Annotated in this window: 21 protein-coding genes and 1 pseudogene; 13 read left to right on the forward strand and 9 right to left on the reverse strand. The window is 38.0% G+C overall.

Going from position 1 to position 20,952, the window contains the following annotated elements; all coding sequences use genetic code 11:
• The first annotated feature begins 135 nt into the window (after positions 1–135).
• Entirely contained in the window at positions 136–2,091 is a 1,956-nt protein-coding gene (ltaS, locus tag WFH04_RS08655) for a lipoteichoic acid synthase (protein WP_336823654.1), read from the forward strand.
• Positions 2,092–2,258: 167 nt separating this feature from the next.
• Here ltaS and WFH04_RS08660 read toward each other — a convergent pair whose 3' ends face one another.
• From WFH04_RS08660 to WFH04_RS08680, 5 genes are all read right to left on the reverse strand, one after another.
• Positions 2,259–2,813: a GNAT family N-acetyltransferase gene (locus WFH04_RS08660; protein ID WP_336823655.1), complete on the reverse strand. Its 555-nt coding sequence runs from the start codon at positions 2,811–2,813 to the stop codon at positions 2,259–2,261.
• Between the two features lie 19 nt (positions 2,814–2,832).
• On the reverse strand, positions 2,833–3,405 hold the full coding sequence (locus WFH04_RS08665) for a GNAT family N-acetyltransferase (protein ID WP_336823656.1): 573 nt from the start codon (positions 3,403–3,405) through the stop codon (positions 2,833–2,835).
• 280 nt (positions 3,406–3,685) lie between these two features.
• On the reverse strand, positions 3,686–3,928 hold the full coding sequence (locus tag WFH04_RS08670; protein WP_336823710.1) for a CD3324 family protein: 243 nt from the start codon (positions 3,926–3,928) through the stop codon (positions 3,686–3,688).
• A gap of 329 nt (positions 3,929–4,257) precedes the next feature.
• A complete protein-coding gene (locus tag WFH04_RS08675; protein WP_336823657.1) occupies positions 4,258–4,482 on the reverse strand; it encodes a hypothetical protein in 225 nt (74 codons plus the stop codon).
• A gap of 77 nt (positions 4,483–4,559) precedes the next feature.
• Positions 4,560–4,730, reverse strand: a complete 171-nt coding sequence (locus tag WFH04_RS08680) for a hypothetical protein (protein ID WP_336823658.1) — start codon at positions 4,728–4,730, stop codon at positions 4,560–4,562.
• Between the two features lie 475 nt (positions 4,731–5,205).
• Between WFH04_RS08680 and WFH04_RS08685 the strand changes: the two genes are divergently transcribed.
• The 7 genes from WFH04_RS08685 to WFH04_RS18355 all read left to right on the forward strand — a co-directional run bounded on the left by WFH04_RS08685 (position 5,206) and on the right by WFH04_RS18355 (position 11,208).
• A complete protein-coding gene (locus tag WFH04_RS08685) occupies positions 5,206–5,925 on the forward strand; it encodes a ZIP family metal transporter (RefSeq protein ID WP_336823659.1) in 720 nt (239 codons plus the stop codon).
• Positions 5,926–6,348: 423 nt separating this feature from the next.
• Entirely contained in the window at positions 6,349–6,801 is a 453-nt protein-coding gene (locus WFH04_RS08690; protein WP_336823660.1) for an SRPBCC family protein, read from the forward strand.
• A gap of 208 nt (positions 6,802–7,009) precedes the next feature.
• Positions 7,010–8,458 carry a 4-hydroxyphenylacetate 3-monooxygenase, oxygenase component gene (hpaB, locus tag WFH04_RS08695; protein WP_336823661.1) on the forward strand — a complete coding sequence of 483 codons (1,449 nt, stop codon included), beginning with the start codon at positions 7,010–7,012 and terminating at the stop codon, positions 8,456–8,458.
• Between the two features lie 441 nt (positions 8,459–8,899).
• A complete protein-coding gene (locus WFH04_RS08700) occupies positions 8,900–9,508 on the forward strand; it encodes a flavin reductase family protein (protein ID WP_336823662.1) in 609 nt (202 codons plus the stop codon).
• 42 nt (positions 9,509–9,550) lie between these two features.
• Entirely contained in the window at positions 9,551–10,903 is a 1,353-nt protein-coding gene (locus WFH04_RS08705) for an FAD-dependent oxidoreductase (RefSeq protein ID WP_336823663.1), read from the forward strand.
• Between the two features lie 36 nt (positions 10,904–10,939).
• On the forward strand, positions 10,940–11,143 hold the full coding sequence (locus WFH04_RS08710; RefSeq protein WP_381480436.1) for an SDR family oxidoreductase: 204 nt from the start codon (positions 10,940–10,942) through the stop codon (positions 11,141–11,143).
• On the forward strand, positions 11,101–11,208 hold the full coding sequence (locus tag WFH04_RS18355) for a hypothetical protein (protein WP_381480435.1): 108 nt from the start codon (positions 11,101–11,103) through the stop codon (positions 11,206–11,208). Before WFH04_RS08710 ends, WFH04_RS18355 begins: the two co-directional genes overlap by 43 nt.
• A 374-nt stretch (positions 11,209–11,582) precedes the next feature.
• Here WFH04_RS18355 and WFH04_RS08715 read toward each other — a convergent pair whose 3' ends face one another.
• On the reverse strand, positions 11,583–12,350 hold the full coding sequence (locus WFH04_RS08715; RefSeq protein ID WP_381480434.1) for a 2OG-Fe(II) oxygenase: 768 nt from the start codon (positions 12,348–12,350) through the stop codon (positions 11,583–11,585).
• 369 nt (positions 12,351–12,719) lie between these two features.
• Between WFH04_RS08715 and WFH04_RS08720 the strand changes: the two genes are divergently transcribed.
• Together WFH04_RS08720 and WFH04_RS08725 are read left to right on the forward strand one after the other, a co-directional pair.
• A complete protein-coding gene (locus tag WFH04_RS08720; RefSeq protein WP_336823665.1) occupies positions 12,720–12,986 on the forward strand; it encodes a CD3324 family protein in 267 nt (88 codons plus the stop codon).
• A gap of 140 nt (positions 12,987–13,126) precedes the next feature.
• On the forward strand, positions 13,127–13,672 hold the full coding sequence (locus WFH04_RS08725) for a GNAT family N-acetyltransferase (RefSeq protein ID WP_336823666.1): 546 nt from the start codon (positions 13,127–13,129) through the stop codon (positions 13,670–13,672).
• A gap of 169 nt (positions 13,673–13,841) precedes the next feature.
• Here WFH04_RS08725 and WFH04_RS08730 read toward each other — a convergent pair whose 3' ends face one another.
• Positions 13,842–14,819, reverse strand: coding sequence for a tRNA dihydrouridine synthase (locus WFH04_RS08730; RefSeq protein ID WP_336823667.1), 978 nt, complete (start codon positions 14,817–14,819; stop codon positions 13,842–13,844).
• 107 nt (positions 14,820–14,926) lie between these two features.
• Positions 14,927–15,694, reverse strand: a complete 768-nt coding sequence (locus WFH04_RS08735) for an NRDE family protein (RefSeq protein WP_336823668.1) — start codon at positions 15,692–15,694, stop codon at positions 14,927–14,929.
• A gap of 298 nt (positions 15,695–15,992) precedes the next feature.
• Here WFH04_RS08735 and WFH04_RS08740 point away from each other — a divergent pair, with 298 nt between their 5' ends.
• Positions 15,993–16,868 (forward strand): AraC family transcriptional regulator, encoded by an 876-nt coding sequence (locus WFH04_RS08740; RefSeq protein ID WP_336823669.1) that lies wholly within the window; start codon positions 15,993–15,995, stop codon positions 16,866–16,868.
• A 124-nt stretch (positions 16,869–16,992) separates the two neighbouring features.
• Here the strand turns inward: WFH04_RS08740 and WFH04_RS08745 are convergent.
• Positions 16,993–17,368: pseudogene (locus tag WFH04_RS08745) on the reverse strand (VOC family protein).
• A 212-nt stretch (positions 17,369–17,580) separates the two neighbouring features.
• On the opposite strand from WFH04_RS08745, the gene WFH04_RS08750 reads away from it, so the two are divergent.
• Positions 17,581–19,491, forward strand: a complete 1,911-nt coding sequence (locus WFH04_RS08750) for a BC_2427 family protein (protein WP_336823670.1) — start codon at positions 17,581–17,583, stop codon at positions 19,489–19,491.
• Between the two features lie 196 nt (positions 19,492–19,687).
• On the forward strand, positions 19,688–20,437 hold the full coding sequence (locus WFH04_RS08755; protein WP_336823671.1) for a CsxC family protein: 750 nt from the start codon (positions 19,688–19,690) through the stop codon (positions 20,435–20,437).
• The last annotated feature ends 515 nt before the right edge of the window (positions 20,438–20,952 follow it).

Consider the following 20,952-nt stretch of genomic DNA (forward strand, 5'->3'; position numbering starts at 1 on the left):
TTACCTTGAATCCTACGAACTTGACGAAATGGATAAAGAGGAGTATTATATTTTAGCCGTAGAGTTAAAGTTATTTTAAAATAACATTTTCCGTAGATATAAAGAGAATTAAGAAGTAAAAGGTTGGTGAATTACATGAGAAAACAACGGAATGTGAAAGATTTTCTTTTGCACAACTTTTTAGGAATCTATGCAGTCGCTGTCTTGATGATATGGGTGAAAACATATATTGCTCAGGCTACACAATTTGATTTAGGGGTAGAAGGACCACTTCAACAATTCCTATTACTGATCAATCCACTCGGTTCAGCATTGCTGTTTTTAGGAATTTCTTTTCTGTTTAAAGGTACGAGAAAATATACTGCCCTTGTTATGATTTACACGCTCATGTCGATTCTTTTATATGCGAATATCGTCTATTATCGATTTTTTAGTGATTTTATTACATTGCCTACCCTTTTCCAAACGCAAAATTTCGGAGATTTAGGCGGCAGTGTCCTTTCCTTGTTAGAGCCTTATGATATTTTGTTCTTTGTGGACGTAATCGTCATGTTGTACCTTCGATTTTCACGCAAGGTACGAAAAGAGGCAAATCGAATTGGGTTTAAAAAAGCAGCCCCGATACTTGTAGGGGCCTTAGTCCTTTCGTTGGTCAACTTAGGGCTTGCCGAATCGAGCCGTCCGCAGCTATTGACGCGCGGCTTTGATCGGAATTATATTGTGAAATATTTAGGGATGTACAATTACTCGATTTATGACTCGGTGGAAACAGCAGCGGCCTCATCACAGCGGGCGCTTGCAGATAGTAGTGACATTACAGAAGTAATCAACTCTACACAATCTACTTACGCCGAACCGAACAAAGAGTATTTTGGGATCGCAAAAGGAATGAATGTCATCTATTTGCATTTAGAATCATTCCAAAGCTTCCTCATCAACTACAAATTGAACGGGGAAGAAGTGACACCGTTTTTAAATTCATTAACAAAAGATGAGAATACAGCGTATTTCGATAACTTCTTCCACCAAACAGGCCAAGGCAAAACGTCCGATGCGGAATTCATGTTGGAGAACTCCATTTTCGGTCTGCCGCAAGGATCTGCTTTTATTACGAAAGCGCAAAATACGTACCAAGCTGCGCCAAGCATTTTAAAGGATCACGGATATACATCCGCTGTCTTCCACGGCAATAACGGCAGCTTCTGGAATCGGAATACGATCTACAAAGCGTTTGGGTACGATCATTTCTTCGATGCAAGTTATTATGATACGAGTGACCCGATCGACATGGCCGAATACGGACTGTTGGACAAACCGTTCTATGAGCAATCTGAAAGCATGTTAGCTTCATTGCCGCAGCCTTTCTATGCGAAATTCATTACGGTTGCAAACCACTATCCGTATGCGATGAATCAAGACCTAGTGACAATTGATAAAGCCGAGACTGGAGACGCTAGTGTGGATGATTATTTCCAAACGGCGCGTTATACGGACGAGACGATTCAAACAGTCTTCACTCGATTAAAAGAAATGGGTTTATATGATAACTCAGTCATTGTGCTGTATGGTGACCATTATGGTATTTCAGACAACCATAAAAAAGCAATGAGCAAAATCATAGGGAAAGACATTACACCTTATGAAAGTGCGAACTTGCAACGCGTCCCATTATTCATACATGTCCCCGGAATGAAAGGCGGCATCAACCATACGTATGGCGGCCAGACAGACCTTCTTCCGACGTTATTGCATTTGCTTGGAATTGATACGAAAGACTTTATTCAATTTGGTTCCGATTTATTCTCGGAAGAGCATAATGAAATTGTGCCATTCAGAAACGGCGATTTCGTCAGTCCGACAATTGATTCCATCAACGAGAAGTTCTATGATAGTCAAACAGGCTTGCCGCTCGACGATCGACACTTGGAGCGCGCTGAAGAAATGAAAAAAGAAGTGGATGAGAAATTGGGGCTTTCTGATAAAGTCGTAAATGGCGACTTATTGAGGTTTTATACGCCAAAAGGATACACCCCTGTCGATCCATCTCAGTATAACTACACAAAAGATGCAAATGTAGAATTAAGCGAATGATAAAAAGCAACAAAAGAAGCATGTTCTCTCTGAATGGGGAGGGCGTGCTTCTTTTTATGCCAGCAAATCAGTTACATGAACAAGGCAGCGGTAATGTCCGCGCTGTCGAAATAGATCCGCAAGAGGATAGCGATCACTAATGTTCGTTCCATTCGTGGGCTTTATCCTTAATCAAAATAATCCCCGTATAAGCTTTCGTATTCTTGCTTTGTCATTCCAAAAAAAATCGCATCATAGTATTGTCCATTCGTATACACCATATTTCTTAATTGTCCCTCACGTACAAAACCCATTCGTTCATGAAGTTTAATCGATGGTTCGTTGAAAGCATACACATGAGGTGTTACCTTTTGGTATCGTAGTTCCATGAAAAAGTATCGCAACACGAGCAAGATCATTTCTTTGGCATACCCTTTCCCCTGATAGTTTCTGGATAGAGCAATTCCATACTTGAACGTTCCATGTCGTCTCTTGCATTGGGAAGTACTAATCTCACCTATAACATTGCCATCTACATCTTCTGCAATCCAAAAAAACTGGTCTTCGGTTTTGGGGTTTTGTTCTTTTTGTATCCATTCTATGATTTGCTCACTCGTTTGGGGCAGTTGAATTTCATCTAAACGTCTCATTATTTCATCATCATAGGTTTGAAAAAAAGAGGCGTCTTTTTCTTCAAGTGCCCGTAATCGAATTTTTTTGCCTTGCCAATAGTTATAAGACATTGTATTCACCTTTTCTCTACTAAATTTTCGATTCATCGGAGGGAAAGTCGGACTTTAACAAGGAATACATGTATAAATCATCAAATTTCCCATCAAAGTATTCGTAACTTCTTAGTAACCCTTCTTTAAGAAAACCAAGTCTTTCAACCAATTTTTGCGATGCAATATTAGGTGGTTCAATGACTGCTTCGATCCTATTTATGTTCAAATGCTCGAAGCCATATTGGATGACAGCTTTTACTGCTTCTTGAGCAATTCCTTGCCCCCAAAAATCTTTGCTTAACACAAACCCAATATCAGCTCTGAAATGTTCAGAAACCATATTATAAAAAACACAGCTTCCGATAACTTGATGATCTCCTTTTAATGTAATTCCCCATCTAATCCCTCTTTTTTCATGGAACAAGGATTCATACCTTGAAATTGCTTTTATCGCTTCATCGACGGTTTGAAATGGTTTCGTACCATAATGTTTCATCACTTCATCATCGGATAGGTACTTAAAAATATCAGGGGCATCGTCTTTTTCAATCCGTCTTAATATTACTCGATTCGTTTCTAATATCGGAAATGTATCTGATTGATTGTTCATCAAAAATTCTCTCCTTTTTTGCCTATAAGGCTTAATGAATGTTGTACTTTTAAAACGATGAAATGGTCTTGCTTGAGCAAATGGTTCAAACAAAATAGACCGATAAAATGCATATGATCAAATTACAAGTCGTAATCTCATTGAATTTTCTTAGCCTTCTTAAAGGTCTTTTGAATAGTTTAAATTATCCAATAGCAATGATAAATAGAAACAATGATTCGGAAACAAACTCACCATAAAAAAGCACTGATCTCTTTAAAAAGAAACCAGTGCAAATTATCTATTTTCTCGAATAAACGATTTTTTTAATTGTTTCGGTTGAAAGAAAATATTCTTGAGCTAATTGGCAAATGGACTTGCCACTAGTAAATCCATCTCTTATAGAAGCGTTTCTTTCATCGATTTTCTTTCTTCCGCCTGAAAGAGATCCCCATTTTTCATACGTACACTTTTGTTTTGGGATATAGATTGTTTCACCTTGAACATATTTTTGGATCTCAACTAAAAGTTCTTCAGGTAAAATAGTCGTTGCTTAATATATTTCACTTTTGCCAGCCCCTTATTTTTTGGTTAATGAAAATAAGGTGCAAAGCCAAGTTTTTGGTCAAAAGGCGATTGTTTTTAATGCTAACTCATGCAAAGAAATCGCCCATTTATTACTCGACTTTGCATGAGTTCTTGCATATTTTGTTAACAAGAAATGTCTTTCCATTTTTGCAACTCCTTTCTTGCTGAATAAGATGAACAAAACAGTATAACCTCACCAACAGTCATTCAATAACTTCAAAGGATTCACAGCTATTGATCATTAGTTTATTGTATTGGCTATACTTGTATTTTGATTACTCAATATCAGTGTCTTTTAACCATGATGCTTTTAGCAATTTTGCTTATGCTTACAGTTAATACTGACAGCAAGAGGGACAGAGCGACGATTACTAAAGATAAAAAAAGCAAAAAAATACCGCTCCCTACATCGAATGGAGAAATCCGATAAACAGTGCTAAATACTTTGAAGTAAATGAGCATAAACGCAGCTACCAAGAGATAGTAGACAACCTTATATCTTTTAGTCAAGTTTGATCCCTCCGTGTCTAAAAAGAAACCAATGCAAATAACAAAAGGTGACAATCTGCCCCCTTTAAAAATCAATCCTATGCTTTCGAAGCATATTCCTTTGCCTCTTTCTTTTTAATCCCGTACCCTAAAAAAACTCCAAGCAAAAATATAATCAAAAAATTACCGTCAAAGTTTTTTGTAAACAAACCGATCACTACCCAAGCAACAAGTATTCCCGCTATTAACATTACTAAATCTTTAGACATTTAATTACCCCTTTTTCACAGAATATTTTTTGTGAGATGATCTATTTTACTGCTATGAAATTTTTTCAAAGTTTAGCTCTGTTACTATAGATTGCTCGACTTTTTAAAGAACTTTTACAATTATAACATAATTTCACTTAATTCTTTTCACACTTTGCGCGATACAGTTGAAATTGCTATCAGTTTCAACTTCTTTTTATTTGCTCACTGAATCCACTTGGATTTCCACGCTGACACATTCAAAATTCACACAGAAGTTCATAGTGGATACGGGATGTCTATTAAAAGTTGCAAAAGAGAAAAAATACAAGTTGAATCGCATCAAGCAAATTTCTCCTATAGCTGCCCACAATTATCCGCTGCCATTCATAGTAAAATCAACCGTCAGCATCCAGAACTGAATCTATATTGGGGCCGCATAATTAAAAGTAAATGCCCATATAAACATAGAGACAAACTATTAAAGGATGGTTAATTGACGCATGTATGGTTTATCGGTTTTTTATCAACCTTTGCTGGAATTAGCGCAGGAGGACTTGTTGCAAGTTGCATAAGCGGTTTTAAAAGAAGCATTGGCACAATCTACGCTATTTGTACCGGATTGATATTAGGGTTAATTAGCTTCGAATTAATGCCGGAAGCGATAGAAATGGGAAATTGGATCATTGTTGCCGTAGGTTTCATTGCAGGAGTGATCGTCTTTCATTATCTCCATGAAAAATTGGAGAGTAAACCAATGCCTGTGAAGTCGAGTGAAATTCGTGGTATGAGAATGGGGATATTTTTAGCGCTCATCATTTCGATCCATAACTTTCCCGTAGGTGTCGTATTAGGAGCTAGTGAACAGAGCAAATTTAGCATAGCATTATTACAGGCACTAGTACTGCATAATATTCCCGAAGGTATGATCCTGTTCACCCCGTTCTTCATTGCAGGAATTAGGGTTTACCTGTTATTTCTTCTCTCTGTTGTCATTGCAATTCCTGTCGCATTTGGTGCGTTGATCGGAGAAATGATCGGCATTCAAAACAATCTCTTATGGGCATTTTTAATTAGCTCGACAATCGGAACGATATATATGGTTGTAATCAAAGAAATCTTGCCAGAATCCATACGACAAGCCTCTAATCATTATAGTTTATTCATTGCGGTAATTGCTTTTTTCATGATGGGTATATATTTGCTTTATGTATAAAGGGGGTTATAGGGAGACTAAAAAACAGGTGAAAATAGGGCACTTTTATTTATGTGGAGCGATAGAACCAACCTTACATGTTACATCCTAATCAAGTGTTGAAAAAATGAAGATAGGCTTTTTCTGTGAAAATAAGGATTGTTTATACGCCTTGTGGGCACATTTTGCATTTTTTGAATGAAGTATGCATCTTTGACGGTCGTTAAATGGATCTGTTTACGCGATGTAAAGTATGCTGTCATACATGGATTGAGGAGCGAAAGTTCATGAAAGTTTTATTTGTTTCATTTCCTATGCTCAGCTTTTTTGGTAGGTGCCTAATAGTTTAATTTGCCACAGCAATAGGTGAATTTTAACAGTTAAGATGATAGAATAATTGTTGTGCTATCCCATTATTAATTGAGAAGAAAGTAGTGAAAATGTATGGCAATTGCATCGCATTCTGTTACCATTCCTGCATCTGTAGAGAACGTATGGAATTATGTGAGTCAAATTGAAAACTGGGCAACGATGGTTCCTGCCTATAAGGAACATGAACAAATTGATGAGCATAAGTCAGTTTGGACATTTGAAGGGAATTTTAAAGGTCTTAAAAAGACAGTGAAAATGGAATTGAACATTACGGAATTCCATGAGCCATCTATGATTCGTTTCGAATTAAATGGCATTACGGACAACTTTACAGGTAGTGGAGAGTTCACTGCTGAAGAAATGGATGGGAATACATCAATGATGGGGACGCTTGAAGTGAATGCAGGCGGCTTGGCTGGCGCTGTGTTATCACCTGTTATTAAAATGGTGCTGCCAAAAGTGACAACACGCTTAACAGAAAAAATTGCTCGCCAAATTAATCGGGAAGAGCTGCCGGTTTCGTAAATAAGATTGAGAAAAGTACCTGCCTGCACAGGTGCTTTTTATTTTGCCTTTGATTAGGTTGTAGGCAATGAAAGGGTACGCATAAAGGAATATTGGCATAGGCTATTCACATAAAGTAATTTTAGGAATCTGAGCAAACGATTGAAATTATTAAATCCGTAATGAACGAATACTTCTTAGTAAATCCATTTTAATTAGGGAGTGTAGTATGGGCGCGATTAATGGAAAAGAATATATTAGCCGATTGAATCAGCTGAACAATGAGATTTGGTATGACGGTGAAAAAATTGAAGGACCGATCTCCGAACATCCAGCCTTTAAGGGGATTATTCAGTCAAAAGCTGCACTTTATGATATGCAGCATGATCCGAAAATCACAAATGAGATGACTTTTCAATCTCCAGTATCTGGGGAGCCGATTGGTCTTTCTTATTTGCAGCCGAAAACGAAAGAGGACTTAACAAGAAGAAGAAAAATGATTGAACATTGGGCTCGGTATTCAGGTGGTGTAATGGGAAGAAGTCCAGATTATTTAAACACTGTTTTAACAAGTTTTGCTTCTTCAAAAGAGTTTTTAAAGAATAAAAATAGGTGTTTTCCGAATCACTTACAAGCATTTTATGAAATGGTAAGAGAAAATGATTTGTCGTTGACACATACTTTTATTTCTCCACAAGTAAATCGTTCCCCAACTTACATTGAAAACAGTGAAGAGCCAATCGCCGCAAAAGTAGTTGATAGAAATGAAGAAGGAATTATTATTAAAGGAGCCCGTCTTCTCGCTACGCAAGGCGGCTTAACAGATGAAGTGCTAGTCTTTAGTGTTGGGAAGTTTTTATTTAATGAAGATGAAGCTTTTGCTTTTTCAATTCCATCGAATACGAAAGGGATCAAGTTCATTTGCCGAGGGACATTCATTGGCGATGAATCTTCTTTTAATCATCCATTAAGCTCACGGTTCGAAGAGATGGATTCAATTATTGTTTTTGATAACGTATTAGTGCCTTGGGAGAGAGTTTTTTATTATAACAATGCGGAGGTAGCCGAGCAATTTCCACTTGAGAGCTCCTTCCATCACTTTGCGAAGCACCAAGTAGTAAGTAGACAGATTGTCAAAACAGAGTTCGTTTTAGGGATTGCTGAGCTTTTGATTGAAACGATCAATATTAGCGGATATCAGCATATTCAAGAAAAAATGTCAGAAATCATCATTGGTCTGGAAACGATGAGAGCCTTATTGGAAAAAGCGGAAAACAATGCGAAGGTCGATCAATGGGGATATATGCGGCCTGACATCTTTCCATTACAAGTTGCAGGTAACATTTTTCCTAAAATCTATCCACGTTTTATTGAAATCATCCAGTTAATTGGAGCAAGTGGGATGATCACATTGCCAACTGAAAAAGCATTTTATTCCCCTATAAGAATTGACTTAGACAAATATCTTAAAGGGGCTACGAAGAACGCAGAAGAACGTGTAAAAATATTTCGTTTAGCTTGGGATCTCACAATGAGTTCATTTGGTACAAGGCAAACCCAATATGAGAGATATTTTTTCGGTGATCCAATTCGATCAGCAAGTGAATTATATAAAAGGTACCCAAAAGATGAATCTGTAAAGATGGTTGGCAGTTTCCTGAATATAGGGAAGGCATAGTAACCGATCGTAATAGATTCAATGCACACACTAAAAGGAGATTGAAAAATTAACTATTTTTCAATCTCTTTTGACGTTCAATTATAGAAGGTCTATTCAATTCATTGCAAATGTGAAGTAGCTGTTATATAATTATCTCGAATTCGAGGTATTGTTTGATGGATGACCTAAATATGAGGATGATTCAAGGAATCATGCTTTCTTATAAATCTTTTAATAAATATCTCGAAATGAGAATATCTTAATTTGAAACAAATAGAGGTAGAAATAATAATGAATTCGAATACGAAAAGAAATGCGGCTGCCAACAATATAAGTGGTAAAGGAAGTGTTGAATCAGGATCAATATGAGATAGTGATGGGAATTATGTTCTGAAAGAAAAAGTGGAAAAGGCCGATTCAAAGTACAAGAACGAAATTAACCAAGAAAGGTGGATGTCCATGCTTTCCATTGATCCGCTTAGAAATACGGAAAGGGAGAATTATAAACTTCTGATTGGAAGCATTATTCCAAGACCTATTGCATTCGTGACGTCATTGTCTGAAGATGGTGTTTTAAATGGCGCTCCGTTTAGTTATTTTAATATTGTCTCTTCCAATCCTCCAATGATTTCTTTAGCGATTCAACGTTCGGGAGGAAAACAGAAGGATACGGCTCGAAATAGTATAAAGAAACAAGAATTTGTCGTTCATATTGTAGATGAAGACAACGTGGAAATGGTGAATCAAACAGCTGTAAGCCTGCCGCCAAATGAAAGTGAAGTGGAGGTGGCGCAATTCACTCTCGTAAATAGTACGAAAATTTCAGTTCCGGGAGTAAAACAAGCCAAAATTCGAATGGAGTGCATTTTAGAGCATTCCTTGCAATTGGGCGATAAAGAGCAGCCCGGCTGTGATCTACTCATTGGTAAAGTCGTTCAATTCCATGTCGCAAATGAGCTTTATGAAAATGGAAGAATTGATGCGGAAGGTTTGGCAGCTGTCAGTCGATTAGCAGGAGCAAACTATGCGAAAATCGGGGAGGTTTTTGCTATAGAGCGTCCTAAATAAGATGAAAACAATATAGACTATACTTAGGGAGGGGTGTACTTTATGAAATATGTCATCATCGGTGGAGATGCAGCAGGGATGAGTGCTGCTATGCAAATTATTAAACATGATCGGGAAGCAAAAGTTGTTACATTAGAAAAGGGTGGAATTTATTCGTATGGACAGTGCGGACTTCCGTATACGATCAACGGTTTGATTCCTTCAACGGATGATCTCATTGCGAGAAGCGTTGATACGTTCCGAAATAAATTAGGCATCGACGCGCGGGCTTATCACGAAGTACAATCCATCGATCCAAAGACAAAAACTGTTGCGGGTCAGGATTTACAATCCGGGAAGATGTTCAGCATTTCTTACGATAAATTATTAATCGCCAGTGGTGCGAGCCCTGTCATCCCCGACTGGAAAGGGATCGGTCTGAATGGTGTACACACGTTAAAAACAATTCCAGACGCTGAACGAATCATTCAAAATCTTAGTGAAGATATACAACATGTGACGGTTGTTGGTGGAGGGTATATCGGCCTCGAAATGGCGGAAAGCTTCCGAACCGTTGGAAAGAACGTTCGGTTAATACATCGTGGAACGTATGTTGGTAAGATGTTCGATGCAGATATGGCGCAATACATCCACAAAGAAGCTGAAAAACAAGGCATTGAATTAATTCTGAACGAGCATGTGACAGCCATTGAGGGAGATCGGTCGGTTGAATTGATACGAACGGATCAAAATCTGTATAGCACTGACCTCGTATTAATTTCTGCCGGTATTAAGCCGAATACATCTTTTATACAAGGGACTGGAATTACTACAGGGATAAGAGGTGCTATTCAAACGAATCGTTACATGGAAACGAATGTGAGGGACATTTATGCGGCTGGAGATTGTACACTTCACTATCATATGGTTAAAGAGCAGGATGACTATATTCCACTTGGGACTACGGCCAATAAACAGGGACGTATTGCAGGGCTGAATATGGCAGGGCAACAGAGAATGTTTAAAGGAATAACCGGTTCCTCTATACTAAAGTTCATGGATTTGTCATTGGGAAAGACCGGCTTATCAGAATGGGAAGCAAAACAATTGAACATCCCCTATGACGTTGTAAAGATTGAGGCGAAGGACATTGCCGATTATTATCCGGGATCTCGTCCACTTCATATTAAGCTCACTTATAGAAGTGACAATTTTCGTTTGCTCGGTGGACAAGTCATCGGGGAAAAAGGTGTCGATAAACGAGTGGACGTATTGGCCACTGCTCTCTTCAATGAAATGACAATCTTTGACCTTGAGGATCTCGACTTAAGTTATGCTCCCCCTTTTAATGGCAGCTGGGATCCAATTCAACGAGCTGCAAGACAGGCAATGAGAGGTTTGACAGATCGGAATTAAAAAGCGAAAGACCTCTACTATTACGAACTTTATGTTGTGGCGAAACATGGAGTTGTTGGTTTAACGAAAGTAGCGGGAATTGAATACGCAGCAAAAGGAATTCGTGTAAATGCAATTGCTCCTTGTCTGGTCGAAACCCCAATAACTAAAGGATGGATGATCCAGAGTTCCGTAAGACAGTTGTTGGTAATATTTCAATGGATCGCCCTGCGAAACCTGAGGAAATTACGGAAATGGTAGTATTTATATCTTCACCTGGAGCTACCTTTAGAGCAGGTCATACATTTGTAGTCGATGGTGGATAAATCGCTCATTAATGGATTATAAGGAATTCGATACTCATCTTAAAAATTTTACACATCAAAACAGCCATTGAAACGGAATTCGTGCCAATGGTTGTTTTCTTTTACTACACAAGGGCTAATGGAGCTAATAGTGTGTTGGCAAAATACTTTTTCTACATCAATAGGGCGGCAATGCTGCCTACACTGCCAGAAAGAATTCTCGATAAGATTTATAACGCTCTTTCAATCAACTACGCTTCTGCAGTCCTCTATACTACTCATGTTCATGATGGAAAGCTTATTTTCTATAGGTATTTCAAGAGGAAGAGTCAAAAAAACATCAACTCCTTAGTAGGAATTGATGTTTTATAATTAATCTAACCTTAAGCCTAATCCTAATCCCTTACTCTTTGTTTTCTCATCCATTGCGTAGCGACCCACTTTTCTCCGATAATTACTGGTGCGCCACCATGTAAAGTTAACTCATTCAACGTTTGATCGTTATAGAAGTACTCAAAGTAAACTGCCATCCCTTTTTTAGGTGATACTGAAAAATTCAGTTTAGGGAAAAAGGTTTCTCCACCTTCTTCTACATCATTCAAGTACATAACGAGCGTGCTAATTCGGTTATTTGTCACTTTGCTTGTTGCTGAAAAGAAATCATAATGCGGTTTATACTGTTGACCAGGCGTATACCGAAGGATTTGAAGACCCTCCGCATGTTCAATAGGTATATTCATAATCGTTGAGACTCTTTTTTCAACCCTCGCTACGATGTCGTTTTCACTTTCTTCAATAAACATACTGCTACTCGTTCTTAGCTCGTTTTCTACGCGTGTCGTTCCAATTTTTGAACGTTTCATTTTATCTGTAGACATGTTAATCAGTTCATTGCATTCTTCATCACTTAAAACATTTCCTAACACGACGACCAGTGGCTCCTCTAATCTAGCGACGATGGCTATTTCTCGATCCGTCACAATTTTACTTCCGACGTGATGAAAAATCGTTTGCTCTTTATGATCCGTTATCAACTTCGAACACCTCTTAAACTGTTTAATTTTCAAATCAAAAACGTTTGTGGGCAATAGATTACTTGAAATAACGGTCTTCTTGTAAGGTTTCCACTTCCTTTTGGAATTAAATTCAAGATATTTTACCACGTTATTTTATATTTCGTAAATGTTAAATTACGGGTTTGTTCGAAAAAATTGTGCTGATAGGCTATAGAAAATCATTATTGAACTGAATTGTCTGATACAATAGGGTAATCTGTCTTATGTTCTAATAGATTACGGCTTACGGAGGAGATGAATTTCGTCTTACGTCTTCGAATGACAAACGCTTACTACGATCGAAAGGGGAATATGTTATGGCAATAAATAAGGGAAAGTTCAAGATCCGCTCTATGCAAAGTTTGCACTATGAACAACGGTGGTTGTTTGTGTAGGGCTGAAAATTGCGAACCGCCTTAACGTTTATAGTTATGACTTTGCTGCCTTGAATATTTTATTTTAAGGAGCGGAGCAAACGTGAAATATGTGAATGCAAAAAGTATCTTTCCAAAAGAACTGTTACGGGAAATTCAGAAGTATGCAAATGGCAAGATGGTTTATATCCCTATTTTAAAGGGAGCACAAAAAAAGTGGGGAGAGGTTTCGGGTTCAAAAGATTTCTTGGACTATCGAAACAAGGAAATCCGACAACAATTTTTGATCGGGGTAACGATCGATCAGCTTTCAAATCAATATTTTCTTTCTCACGATAGTATTAAAAAAATTGTTTACTCAAAAAAATAGTTATCATCTGTCACATTGGATTACATCTGATGTGACTTTTTATATAAAGAACGTTTTATAATCGTTTATTATCTATGTTCGTTTGTCTGTCCTTATTACAATTACAGCATAGACAAATAGATCCATAAAAGGAGAAACCGATGAATATTGATGTTCGATTAACAGATAAAAGTGAAGCGTATCTTATAAAAAATTTATATCCGTTATACCTATATGACCTTTCCGGACACTATGGCAGAATGCCGAATGTTCACGGGATATATGAAGAGAGTGACGATTTTCGAACAATAATTGAGCAGTATGAGGTTCAAAATATTTGGTGGGAAAAATCGAAAGTTTTATTTCCTTACATTATTTTAGTAGATGGAGTGCCAGCAGGGTTTCTTCTCCTCGCAACCCCACCTCATTGCAATAAAGGAATTGACTATTTTGTAAATGAGTTCTTTTTAATTCAATCTTTAAGAGGGAAAGGGATTGCCGAACGAGCTGCTAATATCGTATTCGACCAATTTAAAGGAAATTGGGAGCTGTTTACGAACCCATCGGAGAAAAATATTGTTGCACAAAAATTTTGGAGAAAGGCAATTTCAAATTACACGAATGGAGTTTACACGGAGGTCAAAAAAGAAACATTCGATGGCTATAAACTTGTTTTTCGCTTTAATAATGCTGATATGATTTTATAAAGGTGAAGGATTGGAAGATAGTACAAGCTATTAGGTTAAGACATGCACAATCACTTTATGTTTTTGGTAAGGAATAAAGGGGTCGAACCTATGAGGAATTCTTATGGATGAAGGGAAAAGGGAGAGGCTGAAAAATAATGTCACTTTTCAACCTCTCTTTTTGAATAGCTTAATCCAATCCATTCTCCATAACTTCTTTCACCAAACGCCGTACTTCATCCGTCGTTTTCGTATTCATCAATTCATTTCTCAATTCAGCAGCACCTCTAAATCCACGAATGTAGATTTTGAAAAAGCGGAGAAGCGGCTTGAACGGGCGTGGTTCTTCTTCAGTTGAATATTGATCATGTAGATCCAATTGCAGCAGTAGCAAATCGAGATATTCTTTTACGCTATGCTCTCGTGGTTCTTTCTCGAAAGCGAATGGATTCGTGAAAACACCACGGCCGATCATGACGCCATCAACACCATATTGATCCACTAATTTCAGTCCTGTTGCACGGTCAGGAATATCACCGTTGATCGTTAACAATGTATTTGGCGCAATTTCATCCCGTAGTTTTTTTATTTCTGGGATTAGTTCCCAATGGGCGTCCACTTTACTCATTTCTTTTCTTGTGCGAAGGTGAATGGACAAGTTTGCAATGTCTTGCTCCAAGATATGACGCAGCCAATCGTGCCATTCGTCGATTTCGACATAGCCTAATCTCGTTTTGACACTAACCGGCAATCCACCTGCTTTTGCGGCTTGGATTATTTCAGCTGCGACTTCGGGGCGCCGTATTAATCCTGCACCTTTCCCGTTCGCTGCAACGTTTTGTACCGGGCATCCCATATTTAAGTCGATGCCACGGAAACCTAACTTTTTCATGTCGATGCTCATCTGTTTAAAATACTCAGGCTTGTCTCCCCAAATATGGGCGACAATTGGTTGTTCATCCTCTGTGAACATCAAACGGCCGCGAACACTTTCCCTCCCATTCGGGTGGCAATAGCTTTCCGTATTCGTAAATTCCGTGAAATAGACGTCTGGCGGTGCCGCTTCAGCGATCACGTGACGGAACACAACGTCTGTCACATCTTCCATCGGTGCTAATATAAAAAACGGCTTCGGTAGATCAAGCCAAAAATTTTCTTCGTTACTCATTTTGTTTCCTCCTGTTGCATGCAAAATCCTTTGCTCATCATAAGATTGTACCATTTATTTTCTTTCGCTACACCTATAGTATCCCCGAAATAGACTCCTACAAATGATTAATTCTCTATTCGGAATGAAAATGAACGTTCTTCCATAAATATTCCGTCCCTGTATGTCCGTTCCACGAAAGTAATAGTATTTTCATGATCGATGAGTAGGACTGTCGATGAGCGGGTGCCATATCCTTCAGATTTAATAAATAGAGGAGAAAGGATCCGTTCCAATTGTTTTCCCACTCCTGTATTAGGAAGTTGCTCATCTGGAAACGGTTCGGCATGCTGCAGCACGTCAAACAATTCGCTTGGCTGAATCGCGCGTTTTTGTTCAACAATTCGATGAAGATCCATTTTCCCTTTAATAACTTTTGGCCATGGAGTATTAAGAAAATGGTTACACAGTCCATGTGTCCCAGCGGAAATCTCCTTCACTTCATTTTCAACATTCGAGTAATAGAACAGCTCATCCACAGTGCCAGCAATCACGTTAAATCCTGCATATTCTGAGCGCTTCAATTGCAACGACTTTAGAAATTCAGCGGCGGTCATATCAGAATCGAGGAAAGCGGTCACTATCTCACCGCGCGACCGGATCTCTTTTTTCTGTTCAGAAGGATCCCTGTAATACGTCAGTGCGGCAAATCTACCGTTTTTCGTAATGCCAAGCCATGTCCCGTGTTGCGATAAATCCCTCCCAGCTAATAGATGAGGCTGATCCTCCCAGAAATGTGCCGGTGCTGTCGGGCGCTCGTAAAACTCGTCCCGGTTCGCTGCAACGATCAATCGGTAGATCGGATGGTCTTGAAAATGAAAATTAATTAAACACATGACAACATCACTTCTCCTTTTGAAAAGTATACATTGTTATTTGGGTCTTGAACTATAGTAAATAGTCCCACACTTCTGGACGTGATTTCACACATCTAGAGATGGCGAGTTGCATTCATAATTGAAAATGCCATCTATTTGGGAATATAGTTATTGTTAACAATACGGTTGAGGAAACTTTTACATAAATGAAACAGTGGTAGATCAGAAAAAGTACGAATCCGACAAAATCGGGCATGGAATGTCGGGATGAAACATTCAACTCCTGTTATTCTAATGAGGAAAGGAGGTCAGTTAAATGGATTTGCTAAAGAGCATGAATGATGCAATGCGGTATATTGAGGATAACCTCACTAATGAAATAGATTTTATGTTGGCGGCAAGAATCGCTCAGTGTTCCGAATATCATTTTAAAAGGATGTTTTCTTTTCTTGCGGGGATAACATTATCAGAATACATTCGTAGTAGACGATTGAGCTTGGCGGCATTTGAGCTCTCAAATCGTAATGTAAAGATCATTGATATGGCGATTAAATATGGATACAACTCACCAGACTCTTTTACTAGAGCTTTTCAAAACTTTCACGGTGTAACGCCATCAGAAGCGAGGAATAACGGACAGCAATTAAAAGCCTTTCCACCAATGACCTTCCAATTATCAATTAAAGGAGGAAATGAAATGAATTACCGTATCGAACAAAAAGGCGAATTTAACATAGTCGGTATGATGAAAAGAGTTCCTATTATTTTTGAAGGCGAAAACACAGAAATTACAGCAATGTGGAAGTCTTTGACGATGGAAAAAATAGAACAATTAAAAGAACTTTCAAATGTTGAACCTGCAGGGATTATTCAAGCGTCAACAAACTTTTCTGAAGAACGTATGGAGGAAAAAGGAGAGCTTGATCAGTATATAGGGGTGGCAACCACACAAAGATGCCCTGAAAACGATTCACAGTTAGAAGTTCCTGCCTTAACTTGGGCAATCTTTGAATCAACTGGGCCTTTCCCAAGCACACTACAGGAAACGTGGGGAAGAATTTATTCTGAATGGTTTCCATCTTCCAATTATCAAGTAGTAGAGGGGCCGGAAATCTTGTCGATTAAAACACAAGATTTAACTTCACAATCTGTAATAAGTGAGATTTGGATCCCGGTAATAAAAAATAATTAAGCTTTACATTGGAGCTGTTTTGGAGCTGTTTTGACAGCTCTTTTTTTGGTGTTAGGATTTTTATGAAGATATCAGAAAAAACTACTTATAACATCACTTCTTCTTTCCTAATATATTGTAAAACTCACAATTGTTCCATGACCGCAAAATAATGACCGTCTGCGAAATTAAATGTTCTGCCTGAAGGCATGTTTATAATATCTACAACTGTAACGTTTTTGTTTAATAAGTCACTGTACAATTGATCGAATTCATTCGTGAAAAATAATAAAGAAGGGGTTCCGAGATTTACATCTGGTGACATGTTGGAAATGAAATCTTGATCGTGGAGAATGATGCTTGTTTCGGCTTCCTGAGTTGGAGCAACTTCTATCCATCTTATACCTTGTCCATTGTTTTCTTCTGAAATGACACGAAACCCTACTTTTTCTGTCCAAAATTCCTTTGCCGCCATGTTGATCCTTAACATACAACATGATTTGACCTACTTTACTAATCATTGTTCGTTCTCCTTCCTGCCAAATTAAAAATCATCCTATTGATTTCATTCTACTCTTTCCATCAACCAATACTTACATATTGCAAAAAGTAAGATGAGCTCTGTATATAACTAATATAGCAACTCCTAACAAGTGGTCAAAGAACAGCGGCAAAGCATAAGGTAATAGTGACATTCGTTTAGTTAGGAGTGGTAGGCATAAAAACTCCGTGGATGAACTCAGAAGAAATTAAGCGGAGAGCTTTTATTCGCCAATTTGTAGTGAGTACGGTCGGTGTCGAAGGGGAGGCGAGTGAAGAAACAGCAATCGACAGTTCTATTCGCGAAAAGTTGGAGGAGCATTCAGAAAAAAAGTGTTCCACTTCCATTGATGAACATACGGAAGATTTTGAAGCAACTAGTATTTATCCTTTCGTAAAGAAATTAAAGGATCTTCAAGACAATCGCCAAAGATTCCCTGTTGAAATCCTTTCCGAATTAGATCCGGTGACGGAATTCGCTGAAATGGTTCAAGTTCAAAATGATATAGAGCAACCTGAAATAGACGAACTTAGTTGTGTTCCTGCTGACAGTTCTAAATCGATCAATGAAAGCACATCAGACATAATCGACCATACGTTCATAAATACGGGGATACTATTTACTATAGAAAATATGACGATGCGTTTCGGGTTCACTCAGCTACTACATGCATTAAAACGGATAGAAAACATGAAGGCGGTTCACTCAACAACGACCGATATGATGATAGAGAGTGAACCTATTCAGCTTTCTAGTACTGATGCTCCTCTTCAATCGATTCATGATTTGGAGCGTATTAATGAGGTCTATGAAAATGAGAGAGCAAATAGACAAATGGCAGTGGAACGATTACTAAAACTTTTGAAACAGGTTAAAAATATAAAGAAAGCAATTTCCAAAAATGCAGAGCATGTAGTCCACTCACAAATTGAAAAGGACTCTATACATAATTCTACTCTGAAAATGTCCACTTCCCACTTTGAAATGGCGGTATCAAAAATCTCCCATGAGGATTCCGGGACTGACATGGCTATTGAACCTTACGAAGAAAATAGGAAATCGAAACAAATGATGATGGAGCAATTGATAGATTTATTGAAAAGAGTTCAATTGACAAAGAATGATGAGCGAATTGACAATGCGTTTTTACAAGCTGAAATTGTTAAAACTTCGGATACTCCATCTGCTTGCAATGGATCAAATGAAAGCATCGACATACCTGTAGAAGACGAACATGACGCCCTTAGCGAATCCAAACAAATGGCCGTGGAACGGTTTGTTAGTCTCCTGAAAGAAATAGCTAATCAAAAAGAAAAACGGACGCAACATACGCAAATAAAAATGGATGATCACGATGATGAAACGATTAAACCTCTCAATCAGCTATTACGATCGAATGCTATACATTCTAAAACTACAAACATCCCGTTTTCCACAATGATTGAAGTTCATGATTTTCTTCATGCTCCTTTATTTGGCGAGGTTAGCCAACATACATTTGAGTTTGTAGACCCCGACAATACAAAAAACATTCAAATGGACACAAAATTTGTAAGCACGACTGCCCATTATTTAGAGCAAATAACATGTCATTTAATAAGCTCTTCCATTCATGAAGTACTAACAGTTTCGAATGCCTCTCAAAAGAATGTCCAGCAGCATAAAAATAAACCATTCAAATCGAATATAATCCCTTTGCATAGCAAACAGAAAAAAGGAGAATCCAAACGGACTGAAATTGAAGGAGATTATAAAAGGATTAAAGTTCCATTCGTTGTTGGAGAGTATTGCATTGAAATAAGTATGGAAGAATCGATTTTGTTTGATGAAAAGGTCATAAGCATTAAAGAAATTTCGAAAAACATCGTTTTAGAAAATTGCCATTTTACACCTACTCGATTATCAAAGCCGCTACACGACGGAGCAAGTGCTGCATTTGGAGGCATTCTTTCTTTGGATGGAGTCATTGTGCAAAACATTCGGTATAGTGAATTGGACACTCAAGAGCAACAAAAGACAGAACCAATCTGCTTACTTGAGAGTATTCTATTGGAATTAAAGATCCAATTATTGCAACAGCAGGAAATGCATATTAAGGAATAGGAGAGAAGATGACCTGTGCGCTGTTATAGGGTCATCTTTTTTAGGTTTCATGAATTCATCCATTCCAATAGAAACTACAATTGTGTTTAGACGATTACATAAGACAATAGTGAGAATATTGCCCGAGCGCAGTAGCAAAATAAACATAATGTATGAATGTAAGTAAATAAAAGATAGAGAAGGAGAGATTCAAATAATGAGTAATGTAGAAGAAAACAATATTACTCCAGCATGTGAAGTATTATCGTTGCAGCAAATTCCTTTAGACGACGATCCGGTAGCACTGCAACAAGATGTCCGTACGCCAACGATTAAAGTCCCTACCGTTTTGGCGGAAAGAAAGCTCCAAATCGTTGTAGAGACGGATATTACACTGACACCACCTGCAACAGAAATTAAGCGGGTTACAAAGAATGTCTTTTTAGAGCAGGTGAAATTAGTTCCTGTTCGATTCCGACAAATCGGTGATACAGACTTCTTTGAAGTGACGAGAGCTAAATTGTTCGTAGCAGGATTCATTCGCAAGGATATCGAATATGCATCGAGCGCGTGCAATGGAGCACTTCGTGATCGAATTGCTGATGTGCCGTTTTCCGGATTTGCAGAAATTACGGAAGGTGAATTCCTCAACTTCCCAGTTATTGGAGTTTCAGATAGCAGCAAAGCTCATTTCTTAAATGAGAAAAGAGATACAGTTCCTCGATTGGATAAATATTTCTTCCAAAACTTAGTGAAGTACAACGAACAACCATATGGAGAATTATTAGGAGCTAACTTCTTTGAACTTGACTTTTCACCTGTACGAACTGAACCAGAAGGAACGTTCAGCACATTACGGGAAAAAATTGTTATGGACCTGTACTTAAAAGTATTGCAAGTCCAACAATATCGAGTTCAGGCAACAAGAATTCTTCCAATATTTGATGAAGGAACTCTCGGTATTTAACTATAAATAACCTTTTAAGTATGTTTATAAGAAAACTACTCCCTCTTCGCTTTATATTATATTGGAGTCGAGGCATTTACTCTCCTCATTGCACAAGCCTATAGTATATAGGAAATCATATAGCTACATCGTTATTCGGACGGCGGGTACTCTTAAAGTAGTAAGCGCCGTTCAGCTTCGACGGATTTTTTTCCGTAAAAAGGTTGTGAATGATCTTCCAATGAGGAAGCTGTACAATGATTTGTTTTGATACATCATTTCATAATACTTTTTGTTAATCGTAAATGAAATAATTTCGACTGTTGGATTCGTTTGTTATTGTGCTCATTTGATGGGGGATAATTGGAGCCTGCCTGCAGGGCAGAACAGGACAAGAAAACGCTTTATGGATATAACTCATTCCCGTTTGAGGGGATGATTTTTTCATTTTTATGAGGAGAAATATTTCGTCGTGTTCAAGAATATACTGATCATATTCGCTATATTATAGGACTGGTAAGGAATATCATTTCCGT

The sequence above is a fragment of the Sporosarcina sp. USHLN248 genome, from assembly GCF_037144575.1.
Classification (GTDB): domain Bacteria; phylum Bacillota; class Bacilli; order Bacillales_A; family Planococcaceae; genus Sporosarcina; species Sporosarcina contaminans.

Excerpts from the sequence above, each read along its gene's own strand:
- hpaB (WP_336823661.1), top strand. The coding sequence starts at position 7,010 with ATGGGCGCGATTAATGGAAAAGAATATATTAGCCGATTGAATCAGCTG.
- WFH04_RS08730 (WP_336823667.1), bottom strand. The coding sequence starts at position 14,819 with ATGAGTAACGAAGAAAATTTTTGGCTTGATCTACCGAAGCCGTTTTTT.
- WFH04_RS08735 (WP_336823668.1), bottom strand. The coding sequence starts at position 15,694 with ATGTGTTTAATTAATTTTCATTTTCAAGACCATCCGATCTACCGATTG.
- WFH04_RS18355 (WP_381480435.1), top strand. The coding sequence starts at position 11,101 with ATGGATCGCCCTGCGAAACCTGAGGAAATTACGGAAATGGTAGTATTT.
- WFH04_RS08725 (WP_336823666.1), top strand. The coding sequence starts at position 13,127 with ATGAATATTGATGTTCGATTAACAGATAAAAGTGAAGCGTATCTTATA.
- WFH04_RS08660 (WP_336823655.1), bottom strand. The coding sequence starts at position 2,813 with ATGTCTTATAACTATTGGCAAGGCAAAAAAATTCGATTACGGGCACTT.
- WFH04_RS08690 (WP_336823660.1), top strand. The coding sequence starts at position 6,349 with ATGGCAATTGCATCGCATTCTGTTACCATTCCTGCATCTGTAGAGAAC.
- WFH04_RS08755 (WP_336823671.1), top strand. The coding sequence starts at position 19,688 with ATGAGTAATGTAGAAGAAAACAATATTACTCCAGCATGTGAAGTATTA.
- WFH04_RS08665 (WP_336823656.1), bottom strand. The coding sequence starts at position 3,405 with ATGAACAATCAATCAGATACATTTCCGATATTAGAAACGAATCGAGTA.
- ltaS (WP_336823654.1), top strand. The coding sequence starts at position 136 with ATGAGAAAACAACGGAATGTGAAAGATTTTCTTTTGCACAACTTTTTA.
- WFH04_RS08750 (WP_336823670.1), top strand. The coding sequence starts at position 17,581 with ATGAACTCAGAAGAAATTAAGCGGAGAGCTTTTATTCGCCAATTTGTA.
- WFH04_RS08680 (WP_336823658.1), bottom strand. The coding sequence starts at position 4,730 with ATGTCTAAAGATTTAGTAATGTTAATAGCGGGAATACTTGTTGCTTGG.
- WFH04_RS08705 (WP_336823663.1), top strand. The coding sequence starts at position 9,551 with ATGAAATATGTCATCATCGGTGGAGATGCAGCAGGGATGAGTGCTGCT.
- WFH04_RS08740 (WP_336823669.1), top strand. The coding sequence starts at position 15,993 with ATGGATTTGCTAAAGAGCATGAATGATGCAATGCGGTATATTGAGGAT.
- WFH04_RS08700 (WP_336823662.1), top strand. The coding sequence starts at position 8,900 with ATGCTTTCCATTGATCCGCTTAGAAATACGGAAAGGGAGAATTATAAA.